Source organism: Mycobacterium colombiense, assembly GCF_001672755.1.
In the GTDB taxonomy this organism is placed as follows: Bacteria; Actinomycetota; Actinomycetes; order Mycobacteriales; family Mycobacteriaceae; genus Mycobacterium; species Mycobacterium colombiense_C.
In genome coordinates, this window is sequence record NZ_LZKI01000073.1 from 37,585 (window position 1) to 60,388 (window position 22,804).

25 protein-coding genes are annotated in these 22,804 nt (G+C 67.3%); 16 read left to right on the forward strand and 9 right to left on the reverse strand.

Annotated features, from left to right (window positions below; genetic code table 11):
• Positions 1-297: 297 nt before the first annotated feature.
• Together A5708_RS09895 and A5708_RS09900 are read right to left on the reverse strand one after the other, a co-directional pair.
• Positions 298-645, reverse strand: a complete 348-nt coding sequence (locus A5708_RS09895) for a VOC family protein (protein ID WP_065028445.1) — start codon at positions 643-645, stop codon at positions 298-300.
• Positions 646-664: 19 nt separating this feature from the next.
• A complete protein-coding gene (locus A5708_RS09900) occupies positions 665-1,972 on the reverse strand; it encodes a M18 family aminopeptidase (RefSeq protein WP_196772595.1) in 1,308 nt (435 codons plus the stop codon).
• Positions 1,973-2,129: 157 nt separating this feature from the next.
• On the opposite strand from A5708_RS09900, the gene A5708_RS09905 reads away from it, so the two are divergent.
• From A5708_RS09905 to A5708_RS09915, 3 genes are all read left to right on the forward strand, one after another.
• Positions 2,130-3,140: a Dyp-type peroxidase gene (locus tag A5708_RS09905; protein WP_065028446.1), complete on the forward strand. Its 1,011-nt coding sequence runs from the start codon at positions 2,130-2,132 to the stop codon at positions 3,138-3,140.
• Positions 3,137-3,934: a family 1 encapsulin nanocompartment shell protein gene (locus A5708_RS09910; protein WP_065028447.1), complete on the forward strand. Its 798-nt coding sequence runs from the start codon at positions 3,137-3,139 to the stop codon at positions 3,932-3,934. Before A5708_RS09905 ends, A5708_RS09910 begins: the two co-directional genes overlap by 4 nt.
• A 68-nt stretch (positions 3,935-4,002) precedes the next feature.
• Positions 4,003-4,743: an SDR family NAD(P)-dependent oxidoreductase gene (locus A5708_RS09915; RefSeq protein WP_065028448.1), complete on the forward strand. Its 741-nt coding sequence runs from the start codon at positions 4,003-4,005 to the stop codon at positions 4,741-4,743.
• Between the two features lie 4 nt (positions 4,744-4,747).
• On the opposite strand, the gene A5708_RS09920 is transcribed toward A5708_RS09915, so the two are convergent.
• Positions 4,748-6,454 carry an MOSC and FAD-binding oxidoreductase domain-containing protein gene (locus tag A5708_RS09920; RefSeq protein WP_065028449.1) on the reverse strand — a complete coding sequence of 569 codons (1,707 nt, stop codon included), beginning with the start codon at positions 6,452-6,454 and terminating at the stop codon, positions 4,748-4,750.
• A gap of 233 nt (positions 6,455-6,687) precedes the next feature.
• Between A5708_RS09920 and A5708_RS09925 the strand changes: the two genes are divergently transcribed.
• The 8 genes from A5708_RS09925 (at position 6,688) to A5708_RS09960 (ending at position 13,331) form a co-directional block, all read left to right on the forward strand.
• The gene (locus tag A5708_RS09925) at positions 6,688-7,557 is read left to right on the forward strand and encodes an alpha/beta fold hydrolase (RefSeq protein ID WP_065028450.1); all 870 of its coding nucleotides are present in this window, start codon (positions 6,688-6,690) and stop codon (positions 7,555-7,557) included.
• A gap of 58 nt (positions 7,558-7,615) precedes the next feature.
• Complete coding sequence (locus A5708_RS09930; protein ID WP_065028451.1) at positions 7,616-8,311, forward strand: TetR/AcrR family transcriptional regulator; 696 nt, start codon at positions 7,616-7,618, stop codon at positions 8,309-8,311.
• A gap of 19 nt (positions 8,312-8,330) precedes the next feature.
• Positions 8,331-9,002, forward strand: a complete 672-nt coding sequence (locus tag A5708_RS09935) for a TetR/AcrR family transcriptional regulator (protein ID WP_065028452.1) — start codon at positions 8,331-8,333, stop codon at positions 9,000-9,002.
• 201 nt (positions 9,003-9,203) lie between these two features.
• A complete protein-coding gene (locus tag A5708_RS09940; RefSeq protein ID WP_065028453.1) occupies positions 9,204-10,067 on the forward strand; it encodes a DUF427 domain-containing protein in 864 nt (287 codons plus the stop codon).
• A 1-nt stretch (position 10,068) separates the two neighbouring features.
• Positions 10,069-10,662, forward strand: coding sequence for a TMEM175 family protein (locus tag A5708_RS09945; protein ID WP_231117862.1), 594 nt, complete (start codon positions 10,069-10,071; stop codon positions 10,660-10,662).
• Positions 10,663-10,664: 2 nt separating this feature from the next.
• On the forward strand, positions 10,665-11,348 hold the full coding sequence (locus A5708_RS09950; protein ID WP_065028454.1) for a haloacid dehalogenase type II: 684 nt from the start codon (positions 10,665-10,667) through the stop codon (positions 11,346-11,348).
• A 54-nt stretch (positions 11,349-11,402) separates the two neighbouring features.
• A complete protein-coding gene (locus A5708_RS09955) occupies positions 11,403-12,860 on the forward strand; it encodes a dihydrolipoyl dehydrogenase family protein (RefSeq protein WP_065028455.1) in 1,458 nt (485 codons plus the stop codon).
• A gap of 3 nt (positions 12,861-12,863) precedes the next feature.
• Positions 12,864-13,331: a cupin domain-containing protein gene (locus A5708_RS09960; protein ID WP_065028456.1), complete on the forward strand. Its 468-nt coding sequence runs from the start codon at positions 12,864-12,866 to the stop codon at positions 13,329-13,331.
• Here the strand turns inward: A5708_RS09960 and A5708_RS09965 are convergent.
• A complete protein-coding gene (locus tag A5708_RS09965; protein ID WP_065028457.1) occupies positions 13,325-13,723 on the reverse strand; it encodes a VOC family protein in 399 nt (132 codons plus the stop codon). The two genes, A5708_RS09960 and A5708_RS09965, sit on opposite strands and share 7 nt — an antisense overlap.
• A 157-nt stretch (positions 13,724-13,880) precedes the next feature.
• Here A5708_RS09965 and A5708_RS09970 point away from each other — a divergent pair, with 157 nt between their 5' ends.
• Complete coding sequence (locus A5708_RS09970) at positions 13,881-14,708, forward strand: GntR family transcriptional regulator (protein WP_065028458.1); 828 nt, start codon at positions 13,881-13,883, stop codon at positions 14,706-14,708.
• 117 nt (positions 14,709-14,825) lie between these two features.
• Positions 14,826-15,293 carry a hypothetical protein gene (locus A5708_RS09975; protein ID WP_065028459.1) on the forward strand — a complete coding sequence of 156 codons (468 nt, stop codon included), beginning with the start codon at positions 14,826-14,828 and terminating at the stop codon, positions 15,291-15,293.
• A 16-nt stretch (positions 15,294-15,309) separates the two neighbouring features.
• Here the strand turns inward: A5708_RS09975 and A5708_RS09980 are convergent, their stop codons facing one another.
• A complete protein-coding gene (locus tag A5708_RS09980) occupies positions 15,310-16,380 on the reverse strand; it encodes an NAD-dependent epimerase/dehydratase family protein (RefSeq protein ID WP_065028460.1) in 1,071 nt (356 codons plus the stop codon).
• Positions 16,381-16,527: 147 nt separating this feature from the next.
• Here A5708_RS09980 and A5708_RS09985 point away from each other — a divergent pair, with 147 nt between their 5' ends.
• Together A5708_RS09985 and A5708_RS09990 are read left to right on the forward strand one after the other, a co-directional pair.
• On the forward strand, positions 16,528-17,343 hold the full coding sequence (locus tag A5708_RS09985; RefSeq protein WP_065028461.1) for a lysophospholipid acyltransferase family protein: 816 nt from the start codon (positions 16,528-16,530) through the stop codon (positions 17,341-17,343).
• A 32-nt stretch (positions 17,344-17,375) separates the two neighbouring features.
• A complete protein-coding gene (locus tag A5708_RS09990) occupies positions 17,376-18,791 on the forward strand; it encodes a WS/DGAT/MGAT family O-acyltransferase (protein WP_196772586.1) in 1,416 nt (471 codons plus the stop codon).
• On the opposite strand, the gene purQ is transcribed toward A5708_RS09990, so the two are convergent.
• From purQ to A5708_RS10005, 3 genes are all read right to left on the reverse strand, one after another.
• A complete protein-coding gene (gene purQ, locus A5708_RS09995; RefSeq protein WP_065028463.1) occupies positions 18,758-19,432 on the reverse strand; it encodes a phosphoribosylformylglycinamidine synthase subunit PurQ in 675 nt (224 codons plus the stop codon). The genes A5708_RS09990 and purQ overlap by 34 nt on opposite strands.
• Complete coding sequence (gene purS, locus A5708_RS10000; protein ID WP_064951331.1) at positions 19,429-19,668, reverse strand: phosphoribosylformylglycinamidine synthase subunit PurS; 240 nt, start codon at positions 19,666-19,668, stop codon at positions 19,429-19,431. The genes purQ and purS overlap by 4 nt, the downstream gene beginning before the upstream one ends.
• A 62-nt stretch (positions 19,669-19,730) precedes the next feature.
• A complete protein-coding gene (locus A5708_RS10005) occupies positions 19,731-20,465 on the reverse strand; it encodes an ATPase (protein ID WP_196772587.1) in 735 nt (244 codons plus the stop codon).
• On the opposite strand from A5708_RS10005, the gene A5708_RS10010 reads away from it, so the two are divergent.
• Complete coding sequence (locus A5708_RS10010) at positions 20,442-21,080, forward strand: MBL fold metallo-hydrolase (protein ID WP_065028464.1); 639 nt, start codon at positions 20,442-20,444, stop codon at positions 21,078-21,080. The genes A5708_RS10005 and A5708_RS10010 overlap by 24 nt on opposite strands.
• Before the next feature lie 26 nt (positions 21,081-21,106).
• On the opposite strand, the gene A5708_RS10015 is transcribed toward A5708_RS10010, so the two are convergent.
• Positions 21,107-22,774 carry an FAD-binding dehydrogenase gene (locus tag A5708_RS10015; protein WP_065028465.1) on the reverse strand — a complete coding sequence of 556 codons (1,668 nt, stop codon included), beginning with the start codon at positions 22,772-22,774 and terminating at the stop codon, positions 21,107-21,109.
• Positions 22,775-22,804 lie beyond the last annotated feature (30 nt).

Genomic DNA, 22,804 nt, shown 5'->3' on the forward strand with positions numbered 1-22,804 from the left:
GGCGCGCTCCCCGCCCTGACGCCCGTGGCGAACGTTTGCGGCTGGGAGCTGGTGTTCTTGCATTATGTGGGTCGCGGCACCGGCCCGGACGGACCTTGCCAGATCCGACGCCTCGACCGGGTTCGCACCCGCAACGGCCTCGTCGTGGAGACGTCATCCGCTACGACCCGGTCTTGTGCGCCGGGGCTGAGCGGCGGGTGCGCCGCGTACTTGCGCGTGCACTGGTGGCGGAAATCCCGCGATTTTCCGCCCTGCAGGCACACCCAACGCCCAGGGCGCACACCCAAAGTCCGCGAGCTACTGACGCACGACGCAGAACACGTTGCCCTCGGGGTCGGCCAGCACCACCCAGCGGAAGCTTTCGCCGAACTGGTGTCGGCCGACCTCGGTCGCTCCGCCCGCCGTCAGCCGCGACACCTCGGCGTCGACGTCTGCCGCACTCAAGTCGAGGTGCACGCGGTTCTTTCCGGGCGCGGGATCGGGCACCTTCTGGAACCCGAGCCGCAGCCCTTCGCCGAAGGTCACCGCGGTGAACTCGTCGGCGAGCACCTCGTGCGTCGTCCCGCCGAACTGCTCGGCCCACCAGCCGGCCAGCTTCGCGGGGTTGTCGCAATCGAAGGTCAACATCTCCACGTTGAGCGCCATACCGGCAGACCCTATGCCGCTAGTCCGCGGAGAGAAACGCCTGCATCGCGGCCGAATAGGCAGCCACGTCGTGCGCGCCCATCAACTCGCGCGCGGAGTGCATCGCCAGTTGAGCGGCGCCGACGTCGACGGTGGGGATGCCAGTGCGCGCGGAGGTCAGCGGCCCGATCGTCGACCCGCACGGCAGGTCGGCCCGGTGTTCGTAGCGCTGCAGCTCCACTCCGGCCTGCCGGCAGGCCAGCGCGAACGCCGCGGCGGTGCGGCCATCGGTGGCGTACCGCAGATTCGGGTGCACCTTGAGCACCGGCCCGGCGTTGACCGCGATCCGGTGGCCGGGCTCGTGCCGCTCCGGGTAATTGGGGTGGGTGGCGTGTGCCATGTCCGCCGAGGCCAACAGCGAGGCCGGCAGCCGGCGCAGGTAGTCCTCGCGGCTACCGCCGGCCGCCAGCACGATTCGCTCCAGCACGGTGCCCAGCAGGTCGGATTGCGCGCCGTGATCCGACGACGATCCGACCTCCTCGTGATCGAAAATCACCAACACGGGCAGCTGGGCCCCGGCCGGTTCCACGGCCAGCAGCGCCTCCAGCCCCGCGTAGCAACTGGCCTGGTTGTCCAGCCGGGGCGCGCTCAGCAGGCTGGCGTCGGCGCCGATCACGGTGGCGGGGGTCAGGTCGTGGGTCATCAGATCGGCGGCCAGCACGTCGGACGCCGGCAAACCGGCGCGCTCCGCGACGAAATCGACGAATGACCGCGGCGTCTCCCCGACACCCCAGACCGCGTTGAGGTGTCGCTGCGGGTCCAGCGTCAGCGACTTGCGGTCCTCGGCCAGATGGATGGCCAGCTGCGGCACCCGAAGGATCGGCTCGTCGATGCGCACCAGCCGGTGCGCGATCCCGCCGTCCTCGTCGTCCGCCCGCACCGACAGGCGCCCGCTGATGCCCAGATCGCGGTCCAGCCACGAGTTGAGCCACGCGCCCCCATACGGTTCCAGCGCCACCACCCGCCAACCGGCGACCACCCGGTCGGGATGCTGTTTCACCCTGAGGTTGGGGCTGTCGGTGTGCGCTCCCACGATTCGGAACGGCCCGTCGGCGCCGTCGGAATTCCACGCGACCAGCGAGCCCGCCCGCACGGTGAAGTAACGCCCCGGCTCGGACGGCCAGTGTTTAGCCTCGCTCAGTTCGGTGTATCCGGCAGCGATCAGCCGAGCGGCCACCGTGGCGCACACGTGAAATGGCGACGGAGAGGCGTCGATGAAATCGCACAGTCCTTGCGCACTCGCTGAGGACTTCGCCTGGTTTCGAGGCCCGCCGGACATGTTGAACATCATGGCTGTCCGCCACCGAACGGTTCACGCTGGGTTCGATGGCGCGCTCCTTACTCGCGCCGCTTCCGGCGCTCGCCGTCGCCACGCTGGGTTCGATGGCGCGCTCCTTACTCGCGCCGCTTCCGGCGCTCGCCGTCGCCACGCTAGGGTCCTCAGAGTGCCCCCCGTCCAGCCGCAGCCCATCCTCGCGCCGCTGACCCCCGCGGCGATCTTCCTGGTGGTGACCATCGACGACGGCGGCGAGGAGGCGGTGCACGACGCGCTGCCCGACATTCCCGGGTTGGTGCGCGCGATCGGTTTCCGCGAACCGCAGAAACGATTGTCGGCGATCGCCTCGATCGGCTCCGACGCCTGGGATCGGCTGTTCTCCGGTCCGCGGCCCGCCGAACTGCACCGGTTTCCAGAGCTCACCGGACCGCGACACACCGCTCCCGCCACGCCTGGAGATCTGTTGTTCCACATCAGGGCAGAGAGCCTGGACGTCTGCTTCGAGCTGGCCGACCGGATCCTCAAATCGATGGCCGGTGCGGTCACCGTGGTCGACGAGGTGCACGGTTTCCGCTACTTCGACAACCGCGACTTGCTCGGATTCGTTGACGGGACCGAGAACCCGGACGGCGCGCTGGCCACCAGCGCCACCGCGGTCGGCGACGAGGACCCCGACTTCGCTGGCTCTTGCTATGTGCACGTGCAGAAGTACGTGCACGACATGTCGTCATGGAATTCGATCCCGGTCACCGAGCAGGAGCTGGTGATCGGTCGCACCAAGCTGGACGACATCGAGCTCGACGACGACGTCAAGCCGGGCAACGCCCACATCGCCCTCAACGTGATCACCGACGACGACGGCACCGAACTGAAGATCGTGCGGCACAACATGCCGTTCGGCGAGCTCGGCAAGAGCGAATACGGCACGTACTTCATCGGCTATTCGCGTACGCCACAAGTCACCGAACGAATGCTGCGCAACATGTTCCTCGGCGACCCGCCCGGCAACACCGACCGCATCCTGGACTTCTCCACGGCCGTCACCGGCGGATTGTTCTTCTCCCCCACCCTCGACTTTCTCGACGACCCACCGCCGCTGCCCGCAGCGCCGGTGGCGGAAACGCCTGTTGCACAGAACGGCTCACTTTCGATTGGCAGCCTGAAAGGAACCACTTCATGAACAACCTCTACCGCGACCTGGCACCGGTCACCGAAGCCGCTTGGGAAGAAATCGAATTGGAGGCGACCCGCACCTTCAAACGCCACATCGCCGGGCGCCGGGTGGTCGACGTCAGCGAGCCCGGCGGGCCGGCCACCGCCGCGGTAAGCACCGGTCGCCTCGCCGACGTGGCGTCCCCCACCGACGGCGTGGAGGCCCACCTGCGGGAAAGCAAACCCCTTGTCCGACTGCGGGTTCCGTTCACCCTCTCGCGTTACGAGATCGACAACGTCGAGCGCGGCGCCAACGACTCCGACTGGGACCCGGTCAAGGATGCCGCCAAGAAGCTGGCGTTCGTGGAAGACCGGGCCATCTTCGAGGGCTACGCCGCGGCATCCATCGAGGGCATCCGCTCGGCCAGCTCCAACAAGTCGCTGACCCTGCCGGCAGATCCGCGCGAGATCCCGGACGTCATCACCCAGGCGATCTCCGAACTCCGGCTGGCCGGTGTCGACGGCCCCTACTCGGTGCTGCTGTCCGCCGACGTCTACACGCGGGTCAGCGAGACGACCGAACACGGCTATCCGATCCTCGAACACATCGACCGGCTGGTCCCAGGAGACATCATCTGGGCGCCGGCCATCGACGGCGCTTTCGTACTGACCACCCGCGGCGGTGACTTCGACCTGCAGCTCGGGCACGACGTGTCGATCGGGTACACCAGCCACGACGCGGACACCGTGCAGCTGTATCTCCAGGAGACGCTGACCTTCCTGTGCTACACCGCGGAGGCGTCCGTCCCGCTCAGCCCGTAGGAATAATTACCGGCGAGCCACTGCTTACCGAGAGACAAACGAACTTCTCTCTTGGAGGCAGGGTTTCGATGGCAACAACATTGGCCGGCTCGACCGCATTGGTGACCGGCGCGACATCGGGGATCGGCCGGGAAATAGCACTGCAGCTCGCGGCTCGCGGCGCCCAGGTCGTGGTGCAGGGCCGCAATGCCGAGCGCGGGGCCAAGACCGTCCGTGACATCGAAAACGCCGGTGGCACGGCGCGTTTCGTCGCCGCCGACCTCAACGTCGCCGACGATGTCCGGCGGTTGGCCGCCGAGGCGGGACCGGTGGACATCCTGATCAACAATGCCGGAATCTACGAGTTCGGCCCTACGGCGGACACCGACGACGCGACCTTCGACGAACACGTCAACGTCAACCTGCGCGCGCCGTACATCCTGGTCCAGCAGTTGGTGCCGGCCATGGCCGCCCGGGGCAGCGGTGCCGTGGTCAACGTGAGCACTCTGGCCGCATCGGTAGCGACCCGCGGGGCGGGCATCTACGGGGCCACCAAAGCCGGCGTGGATCAGCTGACCCGTGTCTGGGCCGATGAATTCGGCGCCTCGGGCGTGCGGGTGAATGCGGTGGCCGCGGGGCCGACCGACACGCCCGGGGCCAACGCACTCCCGGGTGTACTCGACACGATCGCGGCCATCACCACGCTGCAACGAACGGCCGATGCAAGCGAAATCGCAAGCGCCGTCGTCTTTCTCGCGTCGCCGGACGCCAGCTACGTCAACGGCGCCATTCTGCACGCGACCGGAGGCCAGCGGGCAATCGCCGCGTGAAGGCCTAGAGGTCAAGCACCACATCGGTTTCCGGTGCCGCCGAGCAGATGAGGACCGACCCGTCACCCGGCGGCTCCAACGGCTGCTGAAGGTAAGTGGTCGAACCCGCGACAACTCCGGTGACGCACACGTGACACACCCCGCTTCGGCAGGAAAAGCGGGTGGGCACGTCGCAGGCCTCGGCCAAGTCCAGGATGCTCCGAAATCGGGAGGACCAGTCGACGGTTAATCCGCTGCGCGCGAACGTGATCGCGGGCCCCGTGCCCGGTGGGCCGGCCGGGCGGTGCGGCGGCTTGCGCTCCCCGCCCTCGACGATGCCCGGGTTGATCGCCGGCAGCGCGCCGAACAGCTCGCTGTGGATGCGGGCGGGATCGAACCCCATGCTGATCAGGCCGTCACGCATATCCGCCATGAATTGCGTTGGACCGCAAAGGTACACGGCTGCATTCGCGGGCAGGCCCAATGCCGCGATGGACTCTTGCCGCAGGCGGCCCTGCGTTTCGGTGTAGAAGATTCGTTGCCTGGCGTGTGGCAACGTCGCGATGAGTGCCGTGACTTCGTCTGCGAAGGACTGGGATTCGCGATTGCGCGTGGTGTGCAGCCACCAGATGTCGCGCCGACTCCCGGCCGCGGACAGCGCGTGCAGCATCGCCAGGACGGGCGTCGCGCCGATGCCGGCGGAGAACAGAACAACCGGGTCGCCGTCATCGATGAGGTAGAAGTCGCCGCGCGGGGCTGCCGCCGCTATCACCGACCCCGGCTGGATGTGGGCGTGCAGCCAGCGGCTCACCACACCGTGATCCTCGCGCTTGACACTGATCCGGTAGGTGCCGGCCGAGGAGTCATCGGACAGGGAGTAGCTGCGCAACGGCGCGGGCTCGCCGGCACCGGTGACCTTGACCGTCAGGTACTGGCCCGGAAGGGCCGGCGGAAGCGAACTCCGGTCGTCGGCCTCGAGCCTGATCGAGAGCACTTGCGCACTCTCCCGGCGGGTTTGGGTGACGCGTAAGCCGCGAAATCCCTTCCACCCGGGTTCGACGGGTGGTGCCGCCGCCGGCGCGGTGCCATCGCGTGCGGCCAGCAGGTCGTGGAATGACTGTTGCCAGCCCGGGCTGAGCGCCGGAACGTCGACGGCCTTGCGAAGCGTTTCGACGTCGCGGTCGGGCAGATAGAGCAGGGCGTCGACGTCGGTGACGCTGAGTTCGTGACGGCCACGGCGGGTGCGCACGATGTCGTCGCCGGCCCGAACGTGCCCCTCGGTGATCACCCGGAAGTAAAAGCCCGGGCGATGTTGAGAGACAAGCAGATTGGGCATGTCGGGCTCGTCGAGGCGGATGCCGACCCGGAAGCAGGTGACACGCGGCTGGGTCACCTCGAACTCGGCGTCCCCGATCCGATAGCGATCCCCGATGCACACGTCATCGTCGGCGAGCCCGGTGACGGTGAAGTTCTCGCCGAAGTGTCCGGGTTGCAGGTCGTCGCGGCCCAGGTAGGCCCTCCAGAAGTCGTAGGACTCGCTCTGGTACACCATGACGGCGCGTTGCTCCCCACCATGACCGGCGAGATCGCCCTGGCCGTCGCCGTCGAGGTTCAGCCGACGCACCATGACCGGTCCCTCGACGGGGGTCTTCCAGATCCCGGTGTAGATGGTCTTATCACGCCATCGCACGTTTTTGGGCGAGCCCACGTTCACCGAAACGAGTGTGCTCACTGTGTCACCTCGAATTGGCCCGCATCGAGCGAGCCGCCAACTGGGAGGGTTGGCCCAGAATATGGCAGCCGGGTGCGCTCGGCAACATATCCGTTTCGCGGACTGTTGCGCGATGCTCGTTTGGTGCATACTGGGTCGTACAACCCATAAATCTGGACTCCGGGATCCGCGCACCTCCATCCGACGCCGCCGCGGTGCACGATGCGCAAATGCATTGAGTCAGGAGGAATCCCATGCCTGCTGTTCATCATCGATACACCACCGTCGACGGCCATCGGATCTTCTACCGGGAGGCCGGCGACCCGGCCGCTCCCGCGGTGCTTCTGCTGCACGGGTTTCCCACCAGCTCGTACATGTTCCGCCACCTGATCCCGGCCCTCGCCGACGAATACCACCTCATCGCGCCGGATCACCTCGGCTTCGGGCTGTCCGACGCCCCACCCGTCGACGAGTTCGACTACACCTTCGATGCGCTGACCGACCTCACGGCGGGCCTGCTCGCAACCCTGGGCGTCGACAGGTACGCCATGTACGTCCAGGACTACGGCGCACCGATCGGCTGGCGACTCGCCCTGCGCGACCCGACCGCCATTACCGCGATCATCAGCCAGAACGGCAATGGCTACGACGCGGGATTCGTCGAGAGCTTCTGGAAGGTCGTGCAGGCGTACCAACAGGAGCAGACGCCGGCCACCGAGGCGCCGGTGCGGCAGTTCCTCACCCTCGACGCCACCCGCTGGCAATACGTCACCGGCGTGGCCGACGAGACGCTGGTCGATCCCGAATCCTGGCACCACGACTACGCGTTGCTCTCGCGGCCCGGCAACGATCTGGTGCAGCTGAAACTGTTTCGCGATTACGCCACCAACGCCCCCCTGTATCCGCAGTTGCACGAATACTTCCGCGCCAGCCGGGTGCCGCTGCTCGCGGTGTGGGGCCGCGGCGACGAGATCTTCGGGCCGGCCGGCGCCGAGGCGTTCGCCGACGATCTCCCCGACGCCGAGATCCACCTGCTCGACGGCGGCCACTTCCTCTTGGAGTCCGCGTGCGACGACGTCGCCCGGCTGATTCGGGGCTTCCTCGCCAAACGGGTCGCGGCCTGACCTGATGTATGGGCTGGAGATCCCAAAAATGGGGGCGCTCCCGGGTTAGCCTGGCGCGATGGCCCATCCGGATGTTCACGACGAACAACGGTTGACCGCCAAGGGGCGCGCCACCCGCGACCGGATTGTGCAGGCGGCTGCCCAGCTGATCGTCACCGAGGGTCTGTCCGCGTCGAACATGGACAACGTGCGCCGCGCGGCGTCGGTCAGCGGCTCGCAGCTTGCCCACTATTTCGCCGATAAGGCGGCGCTGATACGCGCGGTGATCCGGCGCCAGATCGGCGTGGTCTTGGAGTTTCACCGCCAGCCCACGCTTGGAGACCTGGGCTCGTTCGACGACTTCGAGCGGTGGATCGACCTCAACATGCGCTACCTGCGCCGCATCGGCTACTTCGGCACCCCCACTTATCACGCACTCACCGCCCAACTGGCGAAGACCGACGACACCACGCGCGAGGCGTTGGCCGCCGGTTACCGCCAGTGGATCGAGTTGTTGGAGCAGGCAATTCAGCGAATGAAGGGCGACGGGCTGCTGGTTCGGGATGCCGATCCGCGCCGGCTCGCCCTGGTGATCGTCGCCGCGCACCAGGGCGGTGGCGTGCTGACGTTCACCTATCAGGAGGAGTGGCCGCACGCCGATGCGATCCGCTTCGCGGTGAACTACCTGCGCTCGTTCGCCACCGACAGCGCCGAACGAGCGCCCCGCCCACCGCGCCGGTCGCGGGGGCGCAGCCCGGCGCGACGGGCTGGCTGAGGCTGTCAGGGGTGACGACGTGACCGAACGGCCCGCACCGGGGTTCACCCGCAAGGGACTGGCAACGCGCGCGCGGATCATCGAGGCCGCCGCGCGGCTGATGTTCGAGCGGGGCGTGGCCAACACGAGCGTCGACCAGGTAAGGCGCACCGCGGGGGTGGGCGGATCCCAGATCTCGCACTACTTCACCGACAAGCGCGATCTGACCCGGCACGTCGTCGAGGCGCGCCGTAATGACGTGCGGGCCTTCCACACTCGGCCGCAATTCGCCGGACTCGACAGCTTCGGCGCGCTGCAGGCTTGGGCCGACGCCTGCGTGTCCGACATCGACACCGTGTACCGGGTCGGGGGTTGTGTGTACGGGTCTTTGGCAGGCGAACTGATCGAGGCCGACCGCGAGATACACGACGACCTCGCCGCGGGATACGACCAATGGATTGCGCTGTTTCGGGCCGGCCTCGAGTCGATGCGCGATCGCGGCGACCTGCGCCCCGACGCCGACCCGCGGCATCTTGCCGTGTCGCTGGTCGCCGCCCATCAGGGCGGCGCGATGCTCACCCACGTCACCGGCGATCCGCAACCGTTGCGGGCGGCCGTCAATGCCGCCGTCGACTACGTGCGCTCCTTCGGAACTCAACCGCCACCCCGCAAGGGACGATCCGCCCCGCCTCGCAATCGACGCAAAGCCTGATCGCCGAGTTCCGCTGGACATAGTGGGTAGGCGGGCCCATAATAATGGGTCGTACAGCCCAAAAATATTCGGCTGCACCGAGCTCGTTGCCAGGTTCGGCTTCGTCCAGCGATACCAGGAAAGCTCGTCGTCGTCATGGAGTGATGCGCGTCCGCGAACCACCCGCCCCGCGATTGGCCGGCCGAAACGGAGGAACACGGTATGGGTTTGGCGTGGCAGCAAGGCCCGCTGGCGACCGCATCGCTCGGGCATTTCCTCACCGAACAGCCGATGCCGTCGCGGCTGCTCTTCGCCGAGCCGTTGCGTCGCCGGATGCGGGTGCGCTTCGCTGGTCGGTGGATCGCGGACAGTGAGGACGTGATTCTCTTGCACGAGCCGGGCCGCTACCCGGTCGCCTACTTCCCCCGCGGTGACATCGAAGAGGGAACGTTGGTCGCCGAGGATCGGCTGACGCAGCACCGCGACCTCGGCGGCACCCAATGGTTCACGGTCAAGGCCGCGGAACACGAAAGCAATCACGGCGCCTGGGAGCACAACGGACTGCCCGCGCACGCGATGGTGCTCGACGGCCGGGTGGCGTTCGCGTGGCGCGCCATGGATGCCTTCTACGAAGAAGAGGAGCGGATCGTCGGGCACGCCGCCGACGCCTATCACCGCATCGATATCCGTTCCACTGCACGGCATCTCGTCGTCCGGGATGGCGACCGGGTGATCGCCGATACCCATCGCCCGCTGGCGCTGTATGAGTCCGGCTTTGCACCCAGGTGGTACGTGCCGCGCGAGGATATCGACCAGTCGGCCCTCAAACACTTTGATATCCAGACGTTTTGCCCATACAAGGGAATATGCTCCTACTACGACATCGGCAGCCACCAACGCGCTGCATGGTCCTACGTCGACGCCTGGACGGAGGTCGCGCGGGTCCGCAACCTGGTGTCCTTCGAACCGGACAAGATCGAAGTGCACCTCGACGGCAACCAACTTCAGCTGGAACCCGGCCAGACCGTCATCCCGCACGGGGTAGACCGCGGACTCGACACCGATGAGGTGCTGGGAAGGAGCTAGCGTGGCGGCACGCGACACCAGTCCCGAGCGGGTGCGGGGATTCTCGGACGGCGTGTTCGCCGTGCTCATCACGATCCTGGTGCTGGAGCTCAGGCCGCCGAGCGCCCACGGGTTTCGCGCCCTGCTGCCGCTGTGGCCCACCGGGCTGAGTTACGTGGTCAGCTACCTGTTCATCGCGATCGTCTGGGTCAACCACCATCACCTGTTCAACTACGCCCAGGTCGCCACGCCCCGGTTGGTGTGGTCGAACTTCGCGCACCTGTTCTCGGTGTCGCTGATCCCGTTCACCACCGAGTGGATCGCCGACAGCAGGCTGGCCGCGGCACCGGTGTCGCTCTACGCCGCGGTCTTCGTCCTGGTCAACATCACCTACCTGGCGCTGTGTTGGGAAGCGGTCGATAGGCCCTCGCACCAAGATGCTTCCGCACGGATGCGCAAGCTGCTGCAGATGAGGTCGTTCATCACGCTCGGGGTGTTCGTGACGGCGGCGCTGGTCGCCTTGTGGTGGCCGGTGGCCGCGATGGTGTTGATTGTGTTGTGCCTTGTGGGGTATCTACGACCGGATATCCCCCAACGAAAGAATGACGAGCACTAGCCATGGCAACACCGTCCGTCCTCGTCTTCGACGTCAACGAGACGTTGCTCGACATCGAGTCCATCGCACCGCTTTTCGGCGAGCTGTTCGGTGACGAGCGGATGCTTCGCGAATGGTTCGCCCAGCTGGTCATGTACTCGATGACCATCACGCTCGCCGGCAACTACGTGACGTTTCCCGTGCTCGCCCAGGGCGTGCTGCGCATGCTGGGCGACATCTACCGGGTGGACGTCACCGACCACGAACTGGATCGCCTGAGGACCGCGCTGCTCACCATGCCGGCACATCCCGATGCGGCCGACGGCCTCGCCGCCTTGCGAGACAACGGTTTTCGATTGGTCACTCTGACCAACTCCCCACCCAATCCGGATGGCCCGACGGCACTGCAAAGGTCCGGACTGGCAGACTTTTTCGAACACCAATTGAGCGTCGATGCACGTACGGTCTTCAAGCCCGCGCCCGCCGTGTATCGCTACGTATGCGAAACACTCGAGGTGCCCGCGGGCGACTGCATGATGGTAGCCGCGCACGCGTGGGACACCATCGGCGCACAGAATGCCGGATTCCGCGGGGCACTCATCACCCGTCGCGGCAACGCAGCGCTGCCGGTCGACGGACTGCCGCAGCCCGACATCGTCGCCAGGGATCTGCGTCAGCTCGCCAAGCAACTCAACGAATTCCGATGAATACGCAGAGCACGGCCTCGGCGCCGTGGCCACCAAGCGGAAGGGTCGTCGACCATGGGAGCAACTGACGGAGGAGCCTTCGACGTCGTGGTGCTCGGCGCAGGCCCGATCGGCCAAAACGCCGCCGAACGCGCCCGGGCCGCAGGACTGCGTGTTGCTCTGGTCGAGCGCGAACTCGTCGGCGGGGAGTGCTCGTATTGGGCGTGCGTGCCCAGTAAAGCGTTGCTGCGGCCCGTCATTGCGCTTTCCGACACCCGCAGGGTCGACGGTGCGCGGGAGGCGGTCACCGGCTCGATCAGCGCCAACGGTGCGTTCGGCCGCCGTAACCGCTACGTCACCGACTGGGACGACAGCGGCCAGGCCGACTGGGTGAGCGGTATCGGTGCGACCCTGATACGGGGGCACGGTCGATTGCACGGCCCGCGCCGCGTCGTCGTCACCGACGCCGCCGGCGACCAGGTGGCGGTGACCGGACGGTATGCGGTGGTCATCTGCACCGGAAGTCGCACAGCATTGCCCGACCTGCCCGGCATCGCCGAGGCGAGGCCATGGACCAACCGGCAGGCCACCGACAGCAGCGCGGTCCCGGAGCGGCTCGCCGTCGTGGGCGCGGGCGGCGTGGGCGTCGAAATGGCAACGGCGTGGCAGGGTTTGGGCTCCCAGGTGACGATGCTGGTGCGAGGGTCGGGACTGCTGCCGCGGATGGAGCCCTTCGTGGGTGAGCTGATCGAGCGCGGCCTCACCGAAGGCGGCGTCGACGTGCGGATGGGGGTTTCGGTTCGCGCGCTGCGACGACCGGACGATTCGCACGTTGTCCTCGGCTTGGACGACGGCACCGAGTTGCAGGTCAACGAGGTGCTCTTCGCCACCGGTCGCGCACCCCTGACCGACGACATCGGTTTGGAGACCGTGGGATTGAGGCCGGGCAGCTGGCTCGAGGTGGACGACACCTGCCTGGTGCGTGGCACCTTCGAGGACGGCTGGCTTTATGCGGCGGGCGACGTCAATCACCGGGCCCTGCTCACCCACCAGGGCAAGTATCAGGGCCGCATCGCCGGTGCGGCCATCGGCGCCCGTGCAGCGGGAAAGCCGTTGGACACCAAACCGTGGGGCGCGCATGCGACGACCGCCGATCATCATGCGGTGCCGCAGGCCTTCTTCACCGACCCTGAAGCCGCGGCCGTCGGACTGACGGCCCGGCAAGCCGAACAGGCCGGACATCGGTTCCGCACAGTCGATATCGAAATCGGCGATGTGGTGAAGGGGGCCGAGCTTTATGCGGACGGCTACACGGGCCGCGCGCGGATGGTGGTCGACGTGGACCGCGGCCAGCTGCTCGGCGTCACTATGGTCGGCCCGGGGGTGACCGAGCTGCTGCACTCGGCCACCATCGCGGTCGCCGGCCAGGTGCCCATCGACCGGCTGTGGCATGCCGTACCGTGCTTCCCGACGATCAGCGAGCTGTGGCTCAGGCTGCTCGAGGCGTATCGGGACGCCTCGGACGATAATTGACTCATGGCCACCGCAGACGGATTCCATCCAGACTTCGACGACACGGCAGCACCCCCCGCGCGCAACCGAGTACGCCACATCAGGGCAGCGGAAATCAGCTCCGACACAGCACAATCGGAGGGGTTACGGCGTTTCGCCGCCCTGTCCGGCAGCTCGGTCGGCGCGGAGAAGCTCTGGATGGGCGAGACACACGCGTCGCCGCAATCGGCTTCGGACAACCACCATCACGGCGATTCGGAGACCGCCATCTATGTGCGAAGCGGCAATCCGGAATTCGTGTTCCATGACGGCACCGGAGAGGTCCGCATCGCGGCCGCGCCCGGCGATTACGTCTTCATCCCGCCGTACCTGCCGCACCGCGAGGAAAACCCCGACCCCGACACGACCGCCGAGGTGGTGATCGCTCGCAGCAGCCAGGAGGCCATCGTGATCAATCTTCCGGCCCTGTATCCGCTGGCCGACCCTCAGTAGACGGCGATCTCGATCAGGTTGCCGTCGATGTCACGGCAGTAGTGCGAGGTCATCTCGCCCAGTGCCCCTGTCTTGGTAACCGGTCCGGAGATCACGTCGACGCCACACGCGGCGAGGTGGGCGCGGACGTCATCCGGGCTGGCGCGGGTGATGAAGCACAGGTCTTCGGAGCCGGCGGCCTCGACCGCCCCGGTGAACCAGACGGGATCGTCGGCCAACGCGCCAACCGGTCGCAGGTTGATCTTCTGATCCCCGAAGCGCAGCGCCGTTCGCCGCGACGGCCCGAACGTCTCGCGCCGCATGCCCAGCACCCGCTCGTACCACGCGGCGGTGGCCTCGACGTCGTGGCAATTCAGGACAATGTGGTCGAACCGTTCCACGGCGAACGCCACCTTCGGTCCTCCTGACCCGCGCAAATCTTCACCCGACTGTTCGCCGGGCCGCAAACACGCGAAAAGCATTCGCTACCAGAGTAATCCGTCCGTCGGGCCCACCCGCGCCGGGAGGCGTCACTTTACGCCCCGCACATAGAACGTTTTAATACATCTCGTGGCTCCCGATCAGCTGGACCTCGGCGTGGCCGATCTCCGGATATCCCGTGGCAGCGTGCCGGCCAGCACCCAACTCGCCGAAGCCCTCAAGGCGGCCATCGTCAAGCAGCGCCTGCCCCGCGGCGCGCGATTGCCGACCGAGCGGGAGCTCATCGATCGCACCCGCGTGAGCCGGGTGACCGTGCGCGCGGCGGTCGGGCAGCTCGAGCGCCAGGGATGGCTGGTCCGAAAGCAGGGCCTGGGCACGTTCGTGGCCAACCCGGTCAAACAAGAGCTCGGGCCCGGCGTGCGCACCATCACCGAGGTACTGGCCGGCTCCGGGATCACGCCGAACGTCGACGTCCTGTCGCATCGTGTCGATGACGCCCCACAACGGATTGCCGAAATACTGGGCCTGCCCAAGGTCCTGTGTGTGCACCGGCGTTTTCGCGACGGCGACCAGCCGCTCGCCCTGATGATCGCCTACCTGCCGCCCGGATTGGGCACGGCCGTGGAACCACTGCTGAAGAGCGCGACCGACGAGCAGACCGCGCAGGCGATGGAAAGCACCTACACGATGTGGGAGCGCAGGCTGGAAGTCCCCATCTCCCGGGCCAACTACGAGATTCACGCGGCCGGTGCGTCGCTGGAGGTGGCCGGCGCCCTGAACCTGCCGCTGGGGTCTCCCGTGCTGGTGCTCGAGCGCACCAGCTACAGCCGCGACGACAAGCCCCTGGAGGTCGTGGAATTCCACTACCGACCCGAGAGGTACAGGTTTTCGGTCACGCTGCCGCGCACGGTGCCCAGCCCCGGCGCCGGCATTGTGGAACGGCGTGAGCCCAGCTGAGCCCGGGCCAAAACTCCTGGGAACCGGCGCTCACTCAGCCAATTCTCAACAGATTCTTCGATGCCACTTCGCTCGGCTCCAAGCATTCCCAAAGCCACAGGCCGCACCATCGAACTCATGACGAATGAGCAGCTGTGCGCGAACCTGGTCGAACGTTACCTGCGCACCCGCGGGCGGCGATATTTTCGCGGCCACCACGACGGCGAATACTTCTTCGTCACCAACGCTCCGCGGCGCCTGCACGTTCACTTCGAGGTCTCGCCCGCGCACGATGACGTGTTGATCATCCGCGTCACCCCCGGATGCTATTTCCCGGCGGCCGATCGCCCGTGGCTGACGTACTTCTGCGATCGGTGGAATCGCCTCGACCGCGAGGTCACCGCGATCGTGCACGGTTCGTCGGATCCGCAGCGCATCGGCGTGACGGCCCGCAAGTCGCAATGGATCCGAAACGACGTCTCCTTCAACGATTTCGCGTCGTTCGTCGACCGGACCGTGGCAGACGCCACCGAGCTCTTCGATGAGCTGAACCCGACCGTCGAATTGCCGTCCACCGAACGGCCGTTGCTGCGCGACGCCGGCTGACGCCCGGACCGGCTACCTAATTCGACGGGGCATCCGGGCGCGGCTCACCCAACCCGGCCCGGATCGCGCCCCACGGATCGGCGTACCGTCCGGGCGTATCCCGATAGGCCGCACGGCTTTTGAGGAAGCGTCGGGCCAGTGGCGAGATCACGCGCATCGGGTAGCGCCGCCACCCGGCGGCAGCCCGCATCTCGGCGAGCATGTCCGGCCAGGAATGGCGCTGGAATTGCAGGAGCTGCTGGGACCGAACGGTATCCATCCAGTCCGTGACGAACCAGTCGTCGTCGCTGTCCGGATCACCCGGCCGGCCGCCGGGCAGGACATCGACCAGACCGCGTGCGGCGGCCAGCGCCTTGCCGACCTCCCCCTGCCGAAGCAGGTGCGATTCGTCGCCCGCGATCAGCAGCGTCTCACCGGCGATATCGGCGGTGACCGATGCGGCGAACGCGCGCGCGACATCGCGGACATCGACCGTGTGAATGCGGCCGTCGGCCGGCAGCGCGCTCTCGAAGAACAACGCATCGACGCTGAACGGCATGGCGTCCGGTTCGACGCTGATCACCCCGGCCAGGCGCAGGATGACCCACTCGAGATCGGACGCCCGCAGGTGCTGTTCCGCTTCGGCCTTGTGCGCACCGTAGAGGTCGGCCGGCTTCATCGGACTGTCCGGGCGCAACAGCTCGCGATGCCGGTGCGGGTTGCGCGCGCCGTACACGGCGTTGCTCGACGCCTGGATGAACCGCACCGGATGCGGCCTCGACTGCGCCGCGCGCAACAACGTGACGGTCGCGTCGACGTTGACGCGGCGGCCCAGCGCGGGCTGGCGATAGATCAGCGGCGGGATCACCGCGGCCAGGTGGACGATGGCGGTGGGCGACGTCTCGGCGAGCAGCCGATCAACCTGACCCGGGTCGGTCAGATCCGCCCAGTGCGCCTCGGTTCCGGCCGGCAGCGCCGCCGCGGCTTTGCGCTGGGCGGCGGTGCCCAGGTCGGTCGCGACAACGCGATGGCCGTCGGCAACGAGCCGGCGCACCGTTTGGGAGCCGACGAGTCCGAAACCCCCAGTAACCAGAACCTTTTCGGACATACTCCCCACCACGCGTTCGCCGTCCAGCAAACGGATATGACATTCTCTTAAATGAAGAGTAGCATATGTCGACCGTGGACTGAGGTTTGAGACCGGCGTCACACCGGCAACAAATAGCAAAGAGCGAAGAACGGACGGCGGGGAGCCATGAAGGGCAACGGTGTGGACGCGGCGGACAACCACGAAACCGCCAAATGGGATCCGGCCTTCACCGAACAGGTGGCGAAGGTGCTCGGACCGGCCATCAGGCGGTACTACCGGGCCGAGGTGCGAAACATCGACAACGTCCCGGCGTCGGGCGGAGCCCTGGTGGTCTCCAACCACTCGGGCGGCATGCTGACCCCGGACGTACTGATCTTCTCCCCCGCCTTCTACAACAGGTTCGGCTACGACCGACCGGTCTACACGCTGGGCCATTACGGCCTGTTCCTGGGGCCGTTGGACGGCTGGCTGCGCCGCCTCGGGGTCATCGAGGCCAGCCGTGAAAACGCCGCCACCGCCCTGCATTCCGGCGCGGTGGTGCTGGTGTTCCCCGGCGGCGACTACGACTCCTACCGGCCGACCTTCACCGCCAACACCATCGACTTCAACGGCCGCACCGGCTACGTGCGGACCGCGATCGAAGCCGGGGTGCCGATCGTGCCGGCCGTGTCCATCGGCGCTCAGGAGACCCAGCTGTTCCTGACCCGGGGCAACTGGCTGGCCCGCAAGCTCGGGCTAACCAAGGCACGAATGGACATCCTGCCGATCAGCGTCGGCTTCCCCTTCGGGCTGAGCGTCATCTTCCCGCCGAACGTGCCCCTGCCGGCAAAGATCGTCACCGAGGTTCTCGAGCCGATCGACGTCACCGCCCAATTCGGTAAGGATCCCGACGTCGACGAGGTCGACGCCCACGTACGCGCCGTCATGGAAGCCGCGCTGCAGCGGCTCGCCGGCCAGCGCCGGTTCCCGATCCTGGGCTGACGGCGCCCGGGGCAGGCCGCTGGAGGTGGCGTGTGAAAAGACTCAACGGCATGGACGCGATGCTGCTCTACAGCGAGACGCCCAACCTGCACACGCACACGCTGAAGGTGGCCATCATCGACCCCGCCGACGTCAACGGCGAATTCGGTTTCGACGCGTTCCGTCACCACGTGCGTCGTCGGCTCCATCTACTAGAACCGTTGCGCTACAAGCTCGTTGACATTCCCTGGCATCTACATCACCCCATGTGGCAGGAGAACTGCGACGTCGACCTGGACTATCACCTGCGGCGGGTACAGGTGCCCGCGCCGGGTGGCCGGCGCGAGCTCGATCGGGTGATCGGCGACGTGGCGTCCACTCCCCTGGATCGCAGCCGCCCGTTGTGGGAGTTCCATTTCGCCGAGGGGCTGGCCGGCGGTCGATTCGCCTTGATCGGCAAAGTCCACCACGCGCTGGCTGACGGTGTCGCATCGGTCAACCTGCTGGCCCGCGCGATGGATCTGCGCGACGGGCACACCGACGAGCGCGACAACGACGAGGCCGGCGTCACCACATCCAATGCCGACCTGTTGCGTGCGGCGGCGCGCGACCACGTCCGGCAGATCGGTGAACTGCCCCGGCTGGTCAAGGACGCGGCTGTCGGGATGATGCGGGTACGCCGCCGGTCCAAGGAGCGCGGGGCGCACCCCGACCTGGCCGAGGCGTTCGACGCACCGCCGACGTTCCTCAACCATCTCGTCTCGCCGCAACGTTGGTTCGCCAGCACGTCGTTGTCGCTGCCGGAGGTCAAAGCGACGGCAAAGGCGTTGGGTATCACGGTGAACGATGTGGTGCTGGCGATGGCGACCGGCGGGCTGCGGACGTTGTTGCTGGCGTATGACGGCGCGGCCGAGCGCCCGCTCATCGCCTCGGTGCCGACGGCCACCGACAAGTCGGACCGGATCACCGGCAATGAGATCAGCGGGCTGATGATCTCGCTGCCGGTCCATGTCGCCGACCCCAATGAGCGGGCCCGGCTGGTCGCCCTGGCCACCAAGATCGCTAAGGAAGACCACGAGGTCCTCGGCCCGGAGCTGTACGGGAAAATGATGGCCTACCTTCCGACCGCGTTCGCGCCCGCGGCATTTCGATGGCTGGGCCTGCGCGACGCGCCGAACAAGCTGATGAACGTAGCGGTGTCCAGCGTGGTGGGGCCGCGCGAGCGCGGCCACTTCGGCGGCGCGGCCGTCAGCGAGATCTATTCCACCGGCGTGCTGTCGCCCGGCGCCCCGGTCAACATCACCGTGTGGAGTTACGTGGACCGACTCGGCGTCGCGGTGCTCACCGACGACCGGACGTTCAACGACCCGCACGAGGCGACGGATGCCATCGCCGCGTCATTCGCCGAATTACGCGATGCCGCAGGCGTTTCCGCTCAGCCGGCGAGCACGCCGTCCAGCACGGAATAGAACAGGCCCAGGCCGTCGTCGGAAGGCCCGGTCAGTGCCTCGATGGCGTGCTCGGGATGCGGCATCAGGCCCACCACGCGGCCGTTGGCGGAACTGACCCCGGCGATGTCGTGCAGCGACCCGTTGGCGTTCTCGTGGTACCGGAACACCACCCGCCCGTCGCCCTCGAGCTCCTCGATCACCTCGGCCGGCGCCACGTAGCGTCCCTCGCCGGACTTCAGCGGGACCAGCAGATCGGCGTCGGGCTCGAATCGCGACGTCCACGCCGTCGAGGTCGAGGCCACTCGCAGCCACACGTCGCGGCAGATGAAGTGCAGGCCCACGTTGCGGGTCAGCGCCCCGGGCAGCAGGCCGGCCTCGCAGAGCACCTGAAAACCGTTGCAGATGCCCAACACTGGCATGCCGCGCCGGGCGGCCTCCACCACCTCGGTCATCACCGGGGCGAACCTGGCGATCGCACCGGCTCGCAGATAATCGCCGTAGGAGAAGCCGCCGGGCACCACCACGGCGTCCACACTCCGCAGATCGGCGTCGGCATGCCACAGGTTGACCGCCTCGGCGCCGACCCGCCGCGCGGCGCGCGCGGCGTCCACGTCGTCGAGTGTGCCGGGGAAGGTGATGATCCCGATGCGTGCTGTCACTGCGCTTCCCGGCTGATCGTCCAGTCTTCTATCACGGTGTTCGCCAGCAGCGATTCCGCGATCTCGGCGAGCGCCGAATCATCGACACTGTCGTCCACTTCGAGCTCAAAGCGCTTGCCTTGCCGAACTTCTGAGATTCCGGGATGTCCGAGGCGACCCAGCGCGCCCACAATCGCTTGACCTTGCGGGTCGAGAATCTCCGCTTTGGGCATCACGCTCACGATCACCCGGGCCACCGGCGCTCCTCCTCAGTTGGCGTTTTCGGCGCCAACTCTACCGGCGAACGCGCAGCTCGGGGTTACGGGCACGAGCCAATGTAGGCCTCACACAGGGGTGCGCTCATGGCATTGAGCACCGGATCGTCCGCCATCGCCGGCCAGGCCGTCTGCGCCGGGGCCGTCGACCAGAGCGTGACCTCGCTGATCGTGCTGCTGGCCGGGTGGGCGAACAGATAGGTGCGCATCACCACCGGGCCGCTGATCACGCCGGCCATCCGATTCGATTCGTCGGTGGTCAACGACGGTGACTCCTGCGGTGCACGCTGCTGGCAGGCCCGCAGCGCGGCGACGGCATTGCTGAACGCCGTGGTCGCGATCGCCCCACCGTGGGCGGTGTCACCGCGCCAGTGCAGGACCTGGGCCTGCAGTTGCCATTGCCCGTCGGGATGCTGCACCGTCACACGGGCCGCCACGGCCGAGTCCCGGGGATCCTGGGGTAGCGCCGGCGCGGCGCACAGCTCCTCGAACCGGAACCGCGGGCCGGGCGCCGAACCGGTCGTCTGCAGGGCCTGGCCGGCCAGGGCGGGCCAGTGATACACGGCGTCCAGCGGGACGGCGTGCTGATCGATCCACGCGGTGTTCGGGATCCGGTCGCACAGCCCCGGGCAAGTCTCCGGCTCAGCCTGCGCAGGGACGACGACGATCAGGGCAACTGCGAAACTGCCGGCGACCAGCATCGTGGCCAGGATCACGCGCATCGGCAGCTTGTCCATCAAGGCACAATCGTAGATATGCAACTGACGCATTTCGGCCATTCGTGCCTACTTGCCGAGTTCGACCACACCCGCGTGCTCTTTGACCCCGGTACCTTCGCGCACGGATTCGAGGGAATCACCGGCCTGACCGCCATCTTGATCACCCATCAGCATCCCGACCATGTCGACGCCAAACGGCTGCCGGCATTGCTTGAGGGTAACCCGGATGCGGCGCTTTACGCCGATCCGCAGACCACCGCGCTACTTGGCGCACCCTGCCGCGAGGTGCACGTCGGCGACGAGCTGCACATCGGTGAACTGACGGTTCGCGCGGTCGGCGGCAAGCACGCGGTCATTCACCCGGAAATCCCTGTGATAGAGAACATTTCGTTTCTGGTGGGCGATGGCGGCCATCGCGCTCGGCTGATGCACCCCGGTGACGCGCTCTTCGTGCCCGACGAGCCGGTGGACGTGTTGGCCACCCCGGCGGCCGCGCCGTGGATGAAGGTGTCCGAAGCGGTCGATTACCTGCGCGCCGTGGCTCCGGAGCGCGCGGTTCCCATTCACCAGGGGATCATCGCCCCGGATGCGCGGGGCATCTACTACGGACGCCTGACTGAGATGACCAGCACCGACTTCCAGGTGCTGCCCGAGGAAGACGCCGTCACGTTCTAGCGGCCGGCCGGTTGGCGCGCCCGCGGCTAGGTGATGTCGTCGGCGGCGCCGCGTCCTGCGGCGCGGCCGGAGAAGATGCAGCCGCCCAGAAAGGTGCCCTCCAGCGCGCGATAGCCGTGCACGCCGCCACCGCCGAACCCGGCCACCTCGCCGGCGGCGTACAGACCGCTCAGCGGCGTGCCGTCGGCCTTCAACACCCGTGAGGCGAGGTCGGTTTCGATGCCGCCCAACGTTTTTCTGGTCAGGATGTGCAGCTTCACCGCGATCATCGGCCCCGCCTTCGGGTCGGTCAGCCGGTGCGGCGCCACCACCCGGCCCAGCCGGTCGCCCAGATAGTTGCGCGCGCCGTGAATCGCCGTGATCTGGCCGTCCTTGCTGAACTTGTTGGCCACCTCCCGATCCCGGGCGGTGACCTCGGCCTCCACCGTCGCGTAATCCAGCGGCTGCACATCGGGCAGCTTGTTCATCGCCGTCACCAGGTCGCGCAACGAGTTCGCGCTGACGAAGTCCACACCCCGGTCGACGAACGCCTGCACCGGCCCCGGCGGCCCGGAACGCGCCCGGTTACGCAGCAGCTCGCGGACGCTCTGCCCGGTCAGGTCGGGGTTCTGCTCCTGCCCGGACAGCGCGAATTCCTTCTCAATGATTTTGGCGTTCAACACAAACCAGGTGTAGTCGAACCCGGATTTGGTGATGTACTCCAAGGTGCCCAGCGTGTCGAAACCGGGGTAGAGCGGGACCGGCAACCGCCTGCCGCTCGCGTCCAGCCACAGCGACGACGGGCCCGGAATGATCCGGATCCCGTGCAGCGGCCAGATCGGGTCGTAGTTGGTGATGCCCTCGGTGTAGTGCCACATCCGGTCGGGGTTGATCACCCGCGCGCCGGCCCGCTGCGAGATGGCGATCATCCTGCCGTCGACGTGAGCCGGCACCCCGCTCAGCAGTTGCTCGGGAACGCGGCCCATGCGTTTCGGCCAATTCTTGCGCACCAGTTCATGATTGGCGCCGATGCCGCCGCTCGTCACGATCACCGCATCCGCGCGAAATTCAAACTGGCCTACCGATTTTCGCGATGACGCGACTCCTCTGGGCGTGGTGGACGGCTCCAGCACCGTCCCTCGGACGCCGGTCACCGCCTCGCCCTCGACGATCAGCTCGTCGACCTGGTGGCGGTGCGCGAACCGCACCGACGTGCGGTCGCGCAGTTGACGGGCGAAGATGTCGACCAGCGCGGGCCCGGTGCCCCAGGTGATGTGGAAGCGGGGAACCGAATTGCCGTGTCCCTGTGCGTCATAGCCGCCACGCTCGGCCCAGCCCACCAGCGGGAAGAGCTTCAGTCCCCGCGACCGCAGCCAGCTGCGTTTCTCCCCGGCGGCGAAATCGACGTAGGCGTGCGCCCATTGGCGTGGCCAGTAGTCCTCGGGACGGTCGAAGGCCGCCGTGCCGAGCCAGTCCTGCAACGCGAGTTCATGGGTGTCGCGGATACCCAACCGGCGCTGCTCGGGGCTGTCCACGAAGAACAGGCCGCCGAAGGACCAGAAGGCCTGCCCGCCCAGGTTGGCGCTGTTCTCCTGATCGACGAGGAGCACCCGCAGGCCGCGATCCACCAGTTCGCAGGCCGCGACCAGGCCGGCCAGGCCCGCCCCGACGACGATGGCATCAGCATCGAACCCCGCAACCGAAGAATCGCTCATGTCGGACCAGGGTAGTGCCCCGACGAGCAG

What these genes read in the sequence shown, in the direction of transcription:
- A5708_RS10010 (WP_065028464.1), top strand. Translation starts at nt 20,442, where the DNA reads ATGCAACTGACGCATTTCGGCCATTCGTGCCTACTTGCCGAGTTCGAC.
- A5708_RS09925 (WP_065028450.1), top strand. Translation starts at nt 6,688, where the DNA reads ATGCCTGCTGTTCATCATCGATACACCACCGTCGACGGCCATCGGATC.
- A5708_RS09910 (WP_065028447.1), top strand. Translation starts at nt 3,137, where the DNA reads ATGAACAACCTCTACCGCGACCTGGCACCGGTCACCGAAGCCGCTTGG.
- A5708_RS09955 (WP_065028455.1), top strand. Translation starts at nt 11,403, where the DNA reads ATGGGAGCAACTGACGGAGGAGCCTTCGACGTCGTGGTGCTCGGCGCA.
- A5708_RS09900 (WP_196772595.1), bottom strand. Translation starts at nt 1,972, where the DNA reads ATGTTCAACATGTCCGGCGGGCCTCGAAACCAGGCGAAGTCCTCAGCG.
- A5708_RS09985 (WP_065028461.1), top strand. Translation starts at nt 16,528, where the DNA reads ATGAAGGGCAACGGTGTGGACGCGGCGGACAACCACGAAACCGCCAAA.
- A5708_RS09940 (WP_065028453.1), top strand. Translation starts at nt 9,204, where the DNA reads ATGGGTTTGGCGTGGCAGCAAGGCCCGCTGGCGACCGCATCGCTCGGG.
- A5708_RS09915 (WP_065028448.1), top strand. Translation starts at nt 4,003, where the DNA reads ATGGCAACAACATTGGCCGGCTCGACCGCATTGGTGACCGGCGCGACA.
- A5708_RS09895 (WP_065028445.1), bottom strand. Translation starts at nt 645, where the DNA reads ATGGCGCTCAACGTGGAGATGTTGACCTTCGATTGCGACAACCCCGCG.
- A5708_RS10005 (WP_196772587.1), bottom strand. Translation starts at nt 20,465, where the DNA reads ATGGCCGAAATGCGTCAGTTGCATATCTACGATTGTGCCTTGATGGAC.
- A5708_RS09930 (WP_065028451.1), top strand. Translation starts at nt 7,616, where the DNA reads ATGGCCCATCCGGATGTTCACGACGAACAACGGTTGACCGCCAAGGGG.
- A5708_RS09975 (WP_065028459.1), top strand. Translation starts at nt 14,826, where the DNA reads ATGACGAATGAGCAGCTGTGCGCGAACCTGGTCGAACGTTACCTGCGC.
- A5708_RS09960 (WP_065028456.1), top strand. Translation starts at nt 12,864, where the DNA reads ATGGCCACCGCAGACGGATTCCATCCAGACTTCGACGACACGGCAGCA.
- A5708_RS10015 (WP_065028465.1), bottom strand. Translation starts at nt 22,774, where the DNA reads ATGAGCGATTCTTCGGTTGCGGGGTTCGATGCTGATGCCATCGTCGTC.
- A5708_RS09950 (WP_065028454.1), top strand. Translation starts at nt 10,665, where the DNA reads ATGGCAACACCGTCCGTCCTCGTCTTCGACGTCAACGAGACGTTGCTC.
- A5708_RS09980 (WP_065028460.1), bottom strand. Translation starts at nt 16,380, where the DNA reads ATGTCCGAAAAGGTTCTGGTTACTGGGGGTTTCGGACTCGTCGGCTCC.